The organism is Pseudomonas sp. GW821-FHT09E12, from assembly GCF_059416085.1.
The window spans coordinates 109,618-123,160 of the sequence record NZ_JBWKOM010000013.1; the positions used below are offsets into that span (position 1 = coordinate 109,618).

The 13,543-nt window shown below is 59.8% G+C and carries 12 protein-coding genes; 4 read left to right on the top strand and 8 right to left on the bottom strand.

Translation table 11 applies throughout. The annotated features are described in order from the left end of the window. Positions 1-159 precede the first annotated feature (159 nt). The 4 genes from AC07PQ_RS29765 to AC07PQ_RS29780 form a co-directional block, all read right to left on the bottom strand. Entirely contained in the window at positions 160-2,475 is a 2,316-nt protein-coding gene (locus AC07PQ_RS29765; protein ID WP_493186705.1) for a CHASE2 domain-containing protein, read from the bottom strand. 12 nt (positions 2,476-2,487) lie between these two features. Further along, positions 2,488-3,474, bottom strand: coding sequence for a FecR family protein (locus AC07PQ_RS29770; RefSeq protein ID WP_007921031.1), 987 nt, complete (start codon positions 3,472-3,474; stop codon positions 2,488-2,490). A gap of 198 nt (positions 3,475-3,672) precedes the next feature. Continuing rightward, entirely contained in the window at positions 3,673-4,362 is a 690-nt protein-coding gene (gene aqpZ / locus AC07PQ_RS29775; RefSeq protein WP_007921032.1) for an aquaporin Z, read from the bottom strand. A gap of 304 nt (positions 4,363-4,666) precedes the next feature. Continuing rightward, positions 4,667-4,951, bottom strand: coding sequence for a hypothetical protein (locus AC07PQ_RS29780; protein WP_493186706.1), 285 nt, complete (start codon positions 4,949-4,951; stop codon positions 4,667-4,669). Positions 4,952-5,182: 231 nt separating this feature from the next. Here AC07PQ_RS29780 and AC07PQ_RS29785 point away from each other — a divergent pair, with 231 nt between their 5' ends. Further along, positions 5,183-5,899 carry a response regulator transcription factor gene (locus AC07PQ_RS29785; protein ID WP_009041468.1) on the top strand — a complete coding sequence of 239 codons (717 nt, stop codon included), beginning with the start codon at positions 5,183-5,185 and terminating at the stop codon, positions 5,897-5,899. 77 nt (positions 5,900-5,976) lie between these two features. On the opposite strand, the gene gyrB is transcribed toward AC07PQ_RS29785, so the two are convergent. Genes gyrB through dnaA form a run of 4 tightly spaced genes read right to left on the bottom strand, consistent with a single transcriptional unit; the run spans position 5,977 to position 12,185 of the window. Further along, positions 5,977-8,394 (bottom strand): DNA topoisomerase (ATP-hydrolyzing) subunit B, encoded by a 2,418-nt coding sequence (gyrB, locus tag AC07PQ_RS29790; RefSeq protein ID WP_007924471.1) that lies wholly within the window; start codon positions 8,392-8,394, stop codon positions 5,977-5,979. Between the two features lie 4 nt (positions 8,395-8,398). Next, a complete protein-coding gene (gene recF / locus AC07PQ_RS29795; protein WP_007924472.1) occupies positions 8,399-9,502 on the bottom strand; it encodes a DNA replication/repair protein RecF in 1,104 nt (367 codons plus the stop codon). A gap of 20 nt (positions 9,503-9,522) precedes the next feature. Next, the gene (gene dnaN / locus AC07PQ_RS29800; protein ID WP_007924473.1) at positions 9,523-10,626 is read right to left on the bottom strand and encodes a DNA polymerase III subunit beta; all 1,104 of its coding nucleotides are present in this window, start codon (positions 10,624-10,626) and stop codon (positions 9,523-9,525) included. A 38-nt stretch (positions 10,627-10,664) separates the two neighbouring features. Continuing rightward, a complete protein-coding gene (dnaA, locus tag AC07PQ_RS29805) occupies positions 10,665-12,185 on the bottom strand; it encodes a chromosomal replication initiator protein DnaA (RefSeq protein ID WP_493186707.1) in 1,521 nt (506 codons plus the stop codon). A gap of 567 nt (positions 12,186-12,752) precedes the next feature. Here dnaA and rpmH point away from each other — a divergent pair. From rpmH to yidD, 3 genes are read left to right on the top strand one after another with little or no spacing between them, the layout of a single operon-like run. Next, the gene (gene rpmH / locus AC07PQ_RS29810) at positions 12,753-12,887 is read left to right on the top strand and encodes a 50S ribosomal protein L34 (RefSeq protein ID WP_003213577.1); all 135 of its coding nucleotides are present in this window, start codon (positions 12,753-12,755) and stop codon (positions 12,885-12,887) included. Between the two features lie 16 nt (positions 12,888-12,903). Further along, positions 12,904-13,305: a ribonuclease P protein component gene (gene rnpA, locus AC07PQ_RS29815; RefSeq protein WP_009041465.1), complete on the top strand. Its 402-nt coding sequence runs from the start codon at positions 12,904-12,906 to the stop codon at positions 13,303-13,305. Beyond that, positions 13,298-13,543 carry a membrane protein insertion efficiency factor YidD gene (yidD, locus tag AC07PQ_RS29820; protein ID WP_010465488.1) on the top strand — a complete coding sequence of 82 codons (246 nt, stop codon included), beginning with the start codon at positions 13,298-13,300 and terminating at the stop codon, positions 13,541-13,543. The genes rnpA and yidD overlap by 8 nt, the downstream gene beginning before the upstream one ends.

A 13,543-nucleotide genomic window follows, 5' to 3' on the forward strand; every position in this document is an offset into this window, starting at 1 on the left:
AACCTGTGTACCGTTTTATTGGAAATCGCTATATCAAATCCATAACTAGATGATTTATATACATATTTCCTAAACCCATAAAATACCGGAAAAGGTGCATAAGTTTTCTGGATACGAAAAAACCGGCCTGGAGCCGGTTTTTTTTTCGCCTGTCGATATTCAGTCCGTGAGCAGAGGTAATTGCAGGCTGAAGGTCGTCCCCTCGCCGACCACGCTACGGCAGACAATCCGCCCTTCATGCCGGTCGACCACCGCCTTGACCATCGACAACCCAAGCCCCAGGCCTTCGCTGCCTTGGGCCGAGGCGAAGCGCTGGTACTGCACAAACAGCTGCGGCAGTTCATCGGCCGCAATGCCTTTGCCCTGATCGGTGATATCGCAGGTCAGCCAGCCCTCCGTACACGCGACTTGCACCCGGACAGTCGAGCCCGACGGGCTGTACTTGATGGCGTTTTCCAGCAGGTTGAACAAGGCCCGGGTCAGCAGGGACTGATCGGCCAGCACCATGCCTTCGGCATCATCGTCGAGGTCATGCACCAGCTGGATGTTTTTCAGCTGGGCGATGGTCATGGCCTGGTCGAACGCGTCCAGCACCAGCATGGCGAACATGCTCGGCTGGAACTGATAGGCCTCGGACTCGGCCTTCGCCAGTTGCACGAAGGCTTCGGTGAGCCCCAGGGCGCGACGCACCTGGAGTTCGATCTGACTGTAGATCCGCGTGTCGCCCGAGCCCTGGTGCCGCTGTACATCGAGCAAGGCCAGGATCGCCGAATGAGGCGCGCGCAGGTCATGGGACAGGAAGCGCAACAGGGTTGCCCGCTGCTGTTCGGCGTCCCGTTCCAGGCTCAGGTCAGTGAGGCTCAGCAGCCAGCCGATCGGCGTATCGCTGTCGATCGGCAGCAGGGGTGCCAGGTCCACGCGCAGGCTGCGCTGCTCGATATCGCGAAATTCCACAGGCTGCAGTTGCGACAGGGCAGGGCGTTGCTCGTCCTGCAAACCGGGATAACCCAGGCCGGCCAACTGCCGGACCAGGTCCTCGCCGATCAGCGCGTTGCCGAACACTTCGCGAGCATTGCGGTTGGCTAGCAGCACGCGACCGTCCGGATCGCTGATCAGGGTGGCCACCGGCAGGTATTCCAGGCCATCGGCAATGAAGCGGCGGGTGTCGCGGGTGCGGCTCAAGGCCTGTTCCAACGCCACGATCTGCCCCTGCAGTACATCCCCGGCAGGGGTCTGGGTGCGTCGGCGCTCGGGCAGCACCTTAGGCTCGCTGTCCAGGCGTGCCAGCTCCCAGCCGAAGTAGGCCAGGATCACGCTCAGGCGGCGCCAGTTCCAGATCAGGTACGCCAGCAACATCCCCAACAGGCTGGCCACCGGCGGCCACCACAGCCCCAGGCGCAGCAGCCCGGCCGAACCGAGCAGGGCAGCTGCCATGCAGGCCAGGGTCAGCCACAACGCATGCCGCGGCCGCACCAGCAGCAATCCCAGCAAGGCCGCCACCAGCAGCACCGACAGCGCCGCGACCGACCATTGCCCGAGGGCGACGATGGTGCGCTGCTGCAACAAGCCATTGAGCAGGTTGGCCTGGATCTCGATACCTGGGGTGGTGCCGACACTGGCCGACTGCGGGGTGACATAGCGGTCACCCAGCCCGGGCGCGGTAGTGCCGATCAGGATCAGCTTGTCGCGCAACAGTTCCGGCGGGACTTCGCCGCGCAATACGCTGACATAGGGAACACTGGGGAAACCGCCATGGGGACTGATGAAGGGGATGCGTACTGGGTTGCTGCGCAGCCAGCCCTGGGCGATCTGCGCGGTGTCCGAACCGGGCATCGACAGGGCCGTGCCCGGGTATGCCTGTTGATAAAGCAGCCAGGCCAGTTGCGCCTTCGGTGCCTGCGGTGGGCCTTCGCGCAGATAGACGCTGCGAACCGTGCCGTCGGCGTCGGCCTCGGCATTGATATGGCCGACCGCCTTGGCGCACTGGCTCAACGGCGGCACCGGTTCGATCTCACCCAGCGGCTGGCCGTAGCGGGCCACACTCTCGCGCAGCAGGGGCAGGAATACCTTGCCCTCGCGGCAGACCGCCTGGGCCAGTCGTTGATCGTTTTCGGGAACGCTGTCGGGTTCGCTGAAGATCACGTCGAACAACACACCCTGGACCTTGGCCGCCGTCAGCCGATCCAGCAGGTCGGCGTGCAGGGTACGCGGCCAGGGCCACTGGCCCAGCTGCTGCAGGCTGTAGTCGTCGATGGTGATCAGCAGCAGCCGCGAATCGACCGGCAGCGGGCTGAGCCGCCGCAGGTTGTCATACAGCAGATTATTCAGCGCCAGCCCGTGGCTCAACGACAGCAGGGCGGTCAAGGGCAACAGGATCAGGCTGACCCATGCCCATTCCCGCACCAGACCGCCAAACAGTCGCTGGGCTTGCGTCGGCTCCCGGCCCTCGGGTCGGCGCCAGCGCCTCACCGACAAACCGCCGCGCACTTACTGAACACGCGTGGTCCTGGGGTAATAGAAAATGTCATAGACGCCCGTCTCTCCTTCGAGTCCGTGCTCATCGAAAGCAGAAAGGCGGACATGATAAAAAAACGCTTCCAGGCCGCTGAAGTTGACTTCCGGCGTGCTGGAGAACTGTTCCTGCTTGATATTGAGGAAACTTTTGTCAGTCGCCACCTGGGCCCGGTAACGCTTGGCGCCCGGCAAGGGCTTCATGATCAGCTGCCAGACCGGCAGACCGCCCGTCTGGCCCGCCTGGCCCATCAGCTGCGGTGCGGGCAACAGATCGACCGGCTTCAACGGGCCTTCTTTCTGGATGCGCAAACCTTGGCGAGCCATGACCTGGACTTCACCGGGAACCGGTCCGACCGGTTTATCCACAGGGCGTTTCTTGCCCTTGGTCTTTTTCGGCGCTTCGTCGTCTTCGCGGTTGACCGCTACCTGGCCGTTGAGCACTTCCACCAGCGACAACTGATCGTCGTTACGCACCCGGAAGTGCGTGCCGCGTACGCCCAGCACGCCGATCGGCGTGACGATCTGGAAACGGTCGTAATCGCTCGGGCGCTTGATGACATAGGATTCGATCTGCCCCTGCTCGAGCGCGACCTGGGGGATCGCATGTTCTTCGTTCAGGTGCAGGGTGATCTGGGAACTGGAGGGCAGTACCACCAGCGAACCATCGCCCAGGGACAGGCTGACGAATGCCGAAGGCGAGGTCTTCACCCCTTCGAGTTCATCGACGCTCATGCCTTCTTCCAGGGGCACCTGGTTGCCCTTGGCATCCAACTTCCAGGCTTCGCCCGTAAGGTGCTCGACCGTCGCCGGCAACGGCTGGCCACGGCATTGCTGGTTTTCATCGATATAGGGAGGGCGCTTGGGTGCTGCAACGGCAGCCTGCACCGTGGAAAAGGCCAGTGCGCTACCGAGAAGAAACGACACGAGCATGGCCCGGTGGCGGATGTGCAAGGAGGTCATGGGTTCATAGGTCCGTAGTCGCGCTCTTCTGAAGTCCGTGCCATTAGAACTGCATTGTTAGCGTTCTGACCATACCTCTCGAACCAAGGCCGGCCAGGGTCATTCCCTTACGGGATAAACAGCACAACCGCTGGAGAGCGGCTGCGCTGTTTGGCTCCATGCCGGCCGGATGCGAATCGGCGCATCCGGCCGCACAGGTCAGTCCCGCTCGATGGAGATCAACCGATAGGCCAGGGCTCCCAGCCCTGCGCCCAACAGAGGTGCTACCCAGAACAGCCACAGCTGGGACACGGCCCACTCACCGGCGAAGAAAGCTACCGCGGTGCTGCGGGCCGGGTTGACCGAGGTATTGGTGACCGGAATGCTGATCAGGTGGATCAGGGTCAGCGTCAGGCCAATGGCAATCGGCGCAAAACCGGCTGGAGCACGCTTGGCGGTGGCACCCAGGATGATCAGGAGGAACATCGCCGTGAGCACAACTTCGGTCAACAGCGCAGCAAACATCGAGTAGCCACCAGGCGAGTGCTCACCATAGCCATTGGCCGCGAAGCCCGCCGACGCGTCGAAACCGACCTTGCCGGAAGCGATCAGGAACAGCACGCCACCCGCGGCGAGTCCACCGAGAACCTGGGCGACGATATAAGGCAGCAGCCGGCTACCCGGGAAACGCCCACTCAACCACAGTCCGACCGAGACCGCGGGGTTGAGGTGAGCCCCGGAAATCGGACCCAATGCATAAGCCATGGTCAGGACGCTCAGGCCAAAGGCCAGGGCTACCCCCAGGTAACCGATCCCGAACTGCGGAACGCCGGCCGCCAGCACGGCGCTCCCGCACCCGCCCAGGACCAACCAGAACGTACCGAAAAACTCAGCGCCGAATGTCTTCATCAGAGGCCTTCACAGATAAAAAATGAGGAGTTGTTTGTTGGCTGGCGGCGTCGTGGGGCCGCGCGGGAGAGGAGGGATGACACATCCCTGTGTCGAAGCATTACGTCCTGAGGAGGCACTCCCTGTATTCCCCTGTACTGCAAATCGAGGCCAAGCCTCGGTCTGACGCCCGCCAATCCGGCGGTTGACACTCCCTGTGTCGGAGCACTTCCGAATGCCCCTGTGTGCCACTCAGCGACTACGAATGTACCGGCATGGTGTGGAGGCCGGGCCGGTTTGCAATATTTGTTCAGAATTGTCTGATCTAGAACACCCAACGCTGCTGCTCCTGATAGACCATAGGCTGGGTCATCTGTGGCGCGCTGATCGGGGCGAATCCCTGGGAATCGCTGAACCCGATAGTGGTTACGGATGGGCTGAAATAGCGCTGCACCGGCAAGGTGTAGTCCGAAGACGGCAGCGCAGGCTGCTCCGCAGTCGAACCCAGGCTCAGGCAAGCCGCGAGCATCAGTGTGGTAAATCGAGCCAGGTCCGCTGCCCGCGCAATGCCTGCGTAGAGCAACCGCCCCTTCCCCTGGATGTTCCCCATAGTCCTTTTCCTTGCACGTTCGAGCCGGTATCGTTCTGCAATGAATGCAGGCCGGATGGACAGTGCTCCTGTCGGCTACCGGCTATATGACATCAGCGTACCGAGCAAAGGTATGAACCAGAGCAATTCGCCACAATTGTTCAGATTCGTCTGATCAGCCTAAACTCAGCGCCAGGTAAGGCCTCAAATAAAGCCATCAGCATTCTCTCGCGATAAAAGGAACTGCCCCGCATGCGTGTCGCAATACTGGATGACGAACCCGCCGAACTGGCGCGGGTGGAACAGACACTGCGACAGATCCCCGGCCCCGGGGAACAGCCATGGACGCTGCACAGCTTCGAGCGTGGCGAGGATCTGCTGCGGCAGCTGCGGCGCGAAACCTTCGACCTGCTGATACTCGACTGGCAGCTGCCGGACCTCAGCGGGCTGTCGTTGCTGCGCTGGACCCGTGAACACATGGAGGCGCCACCGGCGGCCATCATGCTCACCAGCCGCGATGCCGAGAGCGATATCGTCCAGGCCCTGAACACCGGTGCCGACGACTATGTGAGCAAACCTTTCCGCCCCAACGAACTCAAGGCACGGGTAACCGCCGTCCTGCGGCGTCACGGCTTGCAGCGATCGGCAGCCGTCGAGGTGCAAACCTTCAACGACCTGGCCTTCGATGACGCCGAGCTGACCGTGACCCGAGCTGGCAACCCGATCAGCCTCACCGAACGCGAGTACCGCCTGGCCCGCTGCCTGTTCGCCAACCTGGGTCGGCCGTTATCCCGGGAATACCTCTACGAACGTTTCTGGACCCACGAGGAAATCGTCTCCTCCCGTCCCCTGGACACTCACATCTACCGCTTGCGCAACAAGCTGGGGTTGACCGCGGATCGTGGCTGGCAGTTGCTGACCATCTATGGTTATGGCTATCGCCTGGAAAGTGTTTCAGCGGCCGAGTAGGGCGCCCCTTTTAACCGGGCAATAAAAAAGGCCAACGCTGAGCGTTGGCCTTTTTCATTTCGGCGATGCAACCCGGATCAGAAGTCCAGGTTGGATACCGCCAGGGCGTTGCTTTCGATGAAGTCACGACGAGGCTCGACCGCATCCCCCATCAGGGTGTTGAAGATCTGGTCGGCGCCGATGGCGTCTTCGATGGTGACCTTGAGCATGCGGCGCACGCTTGGGTCCATGGTGGTTTCCCACAACTGATCCGGGTTCATCTCGCCCAGACCTTTGTATCGCTGGATGGTGTGGCGCTTGGTGCTTTCGGTCATCAGCCAGTCCAGGGCTTCCTTGAACTCGGTCACCGCCTTCTTGCGCTCGCCGCGCTGAATATAAGCGCCTTCGTCCAGCAGGGAGCTCAGTTGAGCACCGAGGGTGACGACGGTCTTGTAGTCATTGCTGCCGAAGAAGTCGCGGTTGAAGGTGACGTAGTTCGACAGGCCGTGGGAGATCAGTTCGACCTCTGGCAGCCACACATTACGTTCACGGTCTTCACGCAGGCTGGCCTTGTAGACCAGGCCGGACTTCTCGACGGTGCGCAGGCGGACTTCATACTGGGCCAGCCAATCCTGCATCGCCGCGTGATCGGAGAGTTGCTCCAGGCTCACGGCCGGCAGGTAGATGAAGTGCTCGGTCAGCTCTTGAGGGTACAGGCGCGACAGACGCTTGAGGGTCTTCATGACCATGCGGAAGTCGTTCACCAGGCGCTCCAGTGCCTCGCCGGAAATACCCGGTGCTTCTTCGTTCAGGTGCAGGCTCGCATCTTCCAGGGCCGACTGCGTCATGTACTCTTCCATGGCGTCGTCGTCTTTGATGTATTGCTCTTGCTTGCCTTTCTTGACCTTGTACAGCGGCGGTTGAGCGATGTAGATGTAGCCACGCTCGATCAGCTCCGGCAACTGACGGAAGAAGAAGGTCAGGAGCAGGGTACGGATGTGCGAACCGTCGACGTCGGCGTCGGTCATGATGATGATGTTGTGATAACGCAGCTTGTCGATGTTGTACTCTTCACGGCCGATGCCGCAACCGAGTGCAGTGATCAAGGTGCCGACCTCCTGCGAGGAAATCATCTTGTCGAAGCGCGCTTTCTCGACGTTGAGGATCTTGCCCTTGAGCGGCAGGATCGCCTGGGTCTTACGGTTGCGTCCCTGCTTGGCGGAGCCGCCAGCAGAGTCACCTTCCACCAGGTAGAGTTCGGAAAGGGCAGGGTCTTTTTCCTGGCAGTCCGCCAGTTTGCCCGGCAGGCCGGCGATATCCAGCGCGCCTTTACGACGGGTCATCTCACGGGCTTTACGCGCCGCTTCACGGGCACGGGCGGCGTCGAGCATCTTGCCGACCACCAGCTTGGCTTCGTTCGGGTTTTCCAGCAGGAAGTCGGAGAAGTACTTGCCCATTTCCTGTTCGACCGCGGTCTTCACTTCGGAAGACACCAGCTTGTCTTTGGTCTGGGAGCTGAACTTCGGATCCGGCACCTTGACCGAAATGATCGCGGTCAGGCCTTCACGGGCATCGTCACCGGTGGTGGCGACCTTGTGCTTCTTCGCCAGGCCTTCCTGTTCGATGTAGTTGTTCAGGTTACGCGTCAGCGCCGAACGGAAGCCCACCAGGTGGGTGCCGCCGTCGCGCTGCGGAATGTTGTTGGTAAAGCACTGCAGGTTTTCGTTGAAGCTGTCGTTCCACTGCAGGGCGATTTCCACGCCGATGCCGTCTTCACGCTGTACATTGAAGTGGAACACCTGGTTGACCGCAGTCTTGTTGGTGTTCAGGTATTCAACGAACGCACGCAAGCCGCCTTCGTACTTGAACAGTTCTTCCTTGCCGCTGCGCTCGTCCTTCAGAACGATACCGACACCGGAGTTGAGGAAGGACAGTTCACGAATCCGCTTGGCCAGGATGTCCCAGCTAAAGTGGATGTTCTTGAAGGTCTCGCTGGAAGCCTTGAAGTGAATCTGGGTACCGGTGGTTTCGCTGTCACCGACGATAGCCATAGGCGCCTGAGGCACACCATGAACGTAGGTCTGTTCCCAGATCTTGCCACTGCGGCGAACGGTCAGGACCAGTTCTTCGGACAGGGCGTTCACTACCGACACACCCACACCGTGCAGACCGCCGGATACTTTGTAGGAGTTATCGTCGAACTTACCGCCGGCGTGCAGTACGGTCATGATGACCTCGGCTGCGGAAACGCCTTCTTCTTTATGCACGTCTACCGGGATGCCGCGACCGTTGTCGCGCACGGTAATGGATTCGTCCGGGTGGATGATGATGCTGATGTCGTCGCAATGGCCGGCCAGAGCTTCGTCGATCGAGTTATCGACCACCTCGAACACCATATGGTGCAGACCGCTGCCATCGTCGGTGTCACCAATGTACATACCGGGACGTTTGCGTACGGCATCCAAACCTTTCAGCACTTTAATGCTGCTCGAGTCGTACGTGTTTTCTTCGCTCATGCCTTCACTCCCGATGGTCGTGGGTCTGGGTGATACGGCCCTGTTCCACGTGGAACAGGGCAACTGGCGTTTCCGTCTGCCAGCCTTCCCTCAATAATTCGTGGTCTACACAGGTGATGAACACCTGGCAGCGTAAGTCTTCCAACAAGCGACAAAGTGCGCGGCGATGCTGCTCGTCCAGTTCGGACGGCAAGTCATCCACCAGATAAATACATTGACCGCGCCGGGCCTGGCTGACCAGGTGCCCCTGGGCGATCCGCAAGGCACAGACCACCAACTTCTGCTGACCGCGGGACAATATGTCCGCAGCGTTGTGTGCGCCCAATCTGAGACGCAAATCAGCACGTTGGGGGCCGGCCTGGGTATGACCCATTTGCTGATCACGATGGAGGGATGTCGCGAGCACTGCACTGAGCTCTCGCTCTTTATCCCAACCACGGTAATAGCTAAGCGTTAAGCCCTCGAGCTCTACCAGCTCGCTCAAGGTCCGCTCAAAGACTGGTTTCAAGGCTTTGATATAAGCGCGGCGGTATTCATCAATTTCAGCGCTGGCCTGACACAGTTCCCTGTCCCAGGCTGCTTGCGAAGCGGCGTCAAGTGTACCATGCCGCAGCCATGAGTTCCGCTGCCGCAGGGCCTTCTGCAAGCGCTGCCAGGTTGACATGAAGCGGGGTTCCACGTGGAACACGCCCCAATCAAGGAACTGGCGCCTGATTTTCGGAGCACCTTCCAGCAGGCGGAAACTGTCCGGGTTGATCAACTGCAGGGGCAGGATCTCCGCCAGCTGTGCCGCGCTGCGGGCGTTCTGCCCGTCGATACGGATCTGGAATTCGCCCTGCCGGTCGCGAGATATCCCCAGGCTGCTATGCCCGCCTTCTGCCAGCTCGACCTGACCGAACACCGTACAAGCGAGTTGCTCGTACTGGATCACCGGCAATAAACGGGCACTGCGAAACGAGCGAGCAAGCCCCAGCAAGTGGATGGCTTCCAGTACGCTGGTTTTGCCACTGCCGTTGGCGCCGTAGAGAAGGTTGATGCGGGGAGAGGGGGAGAAGGTCACCGGGTGCAGATTGCGCACCGCGGTGACCGAGACGCGACTGAGGGACATCTAGCTTCTGCTGAGCATGATTACAGGCGCATCGGCATGACAACGTAGGCCGAGTCGTCGTTGTCGGATTCCTGCACCAGCGCACTGCTGTTGGAATCGGACAGGATCAGGCGTACCTGTTCGGTGGTCATCACGCCCAACACGTCGAGCAGGTAGCTCACGTTGAAGCCGATCTCCAGCGAGCCGCCGTTGTATTCCACGCCTACTTCTTCTTCCGCCTCTTCCTGCTCCGGGTTGTTCGCCTGGATTTTCAGCTGACCGTTGGCCAGTTGCAGACGGATACCGCGGTACTTCTCGTTGGACAGAATAGCGGTACGGCTGAAGGCCTCACGCAGCGCCTGACGGTCGCCCAGTACCAGCTTGTCACCGCCCTTCGGCAGCACGCGCTCATAGTCCGGGAACTTGCCGTCGACCAGCTTGGAGGTGAAGGTGAACTCGCCGGTAGTAGCACGAATGTGGTGCTGACCCAGCACGATGCTGACGATGCCATCCGGCTCGGTGAGCAGGCGGGCCAGTTCCAGGATACCTTTGCGCGGCACGATCACCTGATGGCGATCCGGCTGACCGATATCGGCCTGCATCGAGCACATGGCCAGGCGGTGACCGTCGGTGGCCACGGCGCGGATGATGCCGGCGGAGACCTCCAGCAGCATTCCGTTGAGGTAATAACGCACGTCCTGTTGGGCCATGGCGAAGCTGGTGCGCTCGATCAGGCGACGCAGCTTGCTCTGCTCCAGCTGGCAGGTCAGCGAGCCCGGGCCTTCTTCCACGGTCGGGAAGTCGTTGGCCGGCAAGGTGGACAGGGTAAAGCGGCTACGGCCAGCCTTGACCACCAGCTTCTGCTCGTCGACCTTGATGTCGATCAGCGCATCGTTCGGCAGGCTCTTGCAGATGTCCATCAGCTTACGCGCCGGGACAGTGATTTCGCCTGGCTCCGCCGGCTCTTCCAACTGCACGCGACCGACCAGCTCGACTTCCAGGTCGGTACCGGTCAGCGACAGTTGCTGGCCTTCGACAACCAACAGCACGTTGGAAAGTACCGGCAAGGTCTGACGACGTTCGACGACGCCGGCGACCAGTTGCAGGGGTTTCAACAGGGCTTCGCGTTGAATGGTGAAATGCATGGTCTAGTCCCTTGCCTTAATAAGCTGCGCTGGAGTCATCAAGTGGTCAGAGTACGCAGCAGGTTCTTGTAGTCCTCGCGGATGTCCGCGTCGGATTCCTTAAGTTCATTGATCTTGCGGCATGCGTGCAAGACCGTGGTGTGATCGCGGCCGCCGAACACATCGCCGATTTCCGGCAGGCTGTGGTTGGTCAGTTCCTTGGACAAGGCCATGGCTACCTGGCGCGGGCGCGCGACAGAACGCGAGCGACGCTTGGACAGCAGATCGGAGATCTTGATCTTGTAGTACTCGGCGACAGTGCGCTGAATGTTATCCACAGAGACCAGCTTGTCCTGCAGGGCCAGCAAGTCTTTCAGCGATTCGCGAATCAGCTCGATGGTGATGTCGCGCCCCATGAAGTGCGAGTGGGCGATGACACGCTTGAGCGCACCCTCCAGCTCACGCACGTTGGAGCGAATCCGCTGGGCAATGAAGAACGCCGCATCGTGAGGCAGTTCGACTTTGGCCTGGTCGGCTTTCTTCATCAGGATCGCGACGCGGGTTTCCAGTTCCGGTGGCTCTACCGCCACCGTCAGGCCCCAGCCGAAGCGCGATTTCAGGCGTTCTTCCAGGCCTTCGATCTCCTTCGGATAGCGGTCACTGGTGAGAATCACCTGTTGGCCGCCTTCGAGCAGGGCGTTGAAGGTGTGGAAAAACTCTTCCTGGGAACGCTCCTTGCGGGCGAAGAACTGGATATCGTCGATCAGCAACGCATCCACCGAACGGTAGAAACGCTTGAATTCGTTTATCGCGTTGAGTTGCAACGCCTTGACCATGTCCGCCACGAAGCGCTCGGAATGCAGGTACACGACCTTGGCATTCGGGTTCTTCTTTAATAGGTGGTTACCCACAGCATGCATCAAGTGGGTCTTACCCAAACCTACGCCCCCATAAAGGAAGAGCGGGTTGTAACCATGCTTGGGGTTGTCGGCTACCTGCCAGGCCGCGGCGCGGGCCAGCTGGTTGGACTTGCCTTCCACAAAGTTTTCGAAGGTAAAGGTGCGGTTCAGGTAACTGGTGTGCTTGAGCGCACCTTCCACCTGAACGGTGCGCTGTTCGGCGCGTACTGGAGCCTGCTGCGAGCTGGCCCCCGCCATCGGGTCGAAGCTGTCACGAGAGGGTTCTTCGCTGACTTCGGCTGCTTTCTGGGTCGCCGGTTTGGTCGGTGCGGCCAGAGCCGGCGCAGCGACTGGGGCGGCAGCTGCTGCCTGCTGAACCTGAGAGGCAACCGCGGCGGCCAGCGGAGCGTTCGGTGCCGCACGAGGAGCGGAACTGCGTTTGCTGCCTATTAATAAGGAAAGCGCCGGCGCCATGCCATTGCCATGCTCATCCAGCAGCTCGAGCACGCGGCCCAGGTACTTTTCGTTGACCCAATCGAGAACAAAACGATTCGGTGCGTATACACGCAACTCGTCGCCTTCGGCTTCGACCTGTAGCGGACGGATCCAAGTGTTGAATTGCTGGGCAGGCAGCTCATCACGCAGAAGCTCCACGCACTGCTGCCAAAGTTCCACTGACACGGATATCCCCTAAGTTGAAAGCCGGTGAGGCAAAAACAAGCCGCCATTGTAGCGACCAGACGCACACTTATCCACATGTAGGTTGATCACAGGGCACTATGAATCAACGCTTTATCCCGAAAAAACACGACCAATGGTATGTGCATAAGCTCTGTGGATAACCATGCCTGAGGGCATTGCACAACTGGGGGCGAAAATCGGTGGATAACCCGCTTGTGGATAACTCACCTTTCCACACACAGCTTTTCCGATAGCGCAGCACAGGCAGAGCACCGTTTCTCGACAGTGTTGTCATTCTCTGTACACCACGGTCTACAAGGGCTGAATGTAGTTATCCACAGACAGAGGCATCCCTAGCTTTTATAAGCTTTACAGAAAAGCTTTAAATAATTCCCTTCTTTATTTTTATATCTGGCTGACCGGATTCTTCAGTCTTCGATGTGGACATACCCAGACAAAGGAAAAGCTGGTTGGAAATTGACCTAGAGGCTTGCTTTCTCTAGAATCGCCGATCTCTTAAAACGGGGGCCATTCCGGCCCGTTGTGGACGAACCAGGTAACACGACAATGAAACGTACTTTCCAACCAAGCACTATCAAACGCGCTCGTACCCACGGTTTCCGTGCTCGCATGGCTACCAAGAACGGTCGTGCCGTCCTGTCGCGTCGTCGCGCCAAAGGTCGTGCGCGTCTGGCAGTTTGATACTCCGGCACTGGAGGTGAGTCAGGACTTCAGTCGGGAAAAGCGTCTGCTTACCCCCCGGCATTTCAAGGCAGTCTTTGACTCCCCTACCGGCAAGGTTCCGGGGAAAAATCTCCTGCTCCTTGCGCGCAACAACGATCTGGATCATCCCCGTCTGGGGCTGGTTATCGGAAAAAAGAGCGTCAAGCTCTCCGTTGAGCGCAATCGCCTCAAACGTCTGATGCGCGAATCGTTTCGCCTGCACCAGGATGCTCTGGTCGGCTGGGACATCGTTATCGTCGCGCGCAAAGGTTTGGGCGATGTAGAAAACCCCGAATTGATTCAGCATTTCGACAAGCTCTGGAAGCGTCTGGCCCGTAACAAGCCGGCACCAGCAGCCAAACCCGAAACTGTAGGGGTAGACAGCCCGAATGCGTAAACTGGCACTCGTTCCGATCCAGTTTTATCGCTATGCCATTAGTCCTCTGATGGCCAGTCACTGTCGTTTCTACCCCAGCTGTTCCTGCTACGCGTATGAAGCCATCGAAAATCATGGCCTTCTGCGCGGTGGCTGGCTGACCTTTCGTCGTTTAGGTCGCTGTCATCCGTGGAATCCCGGTGGTTATGACCCGGTTCCACCTATCCCTACCTCCCGTTCTTCTTCGATGGCCGAGTAA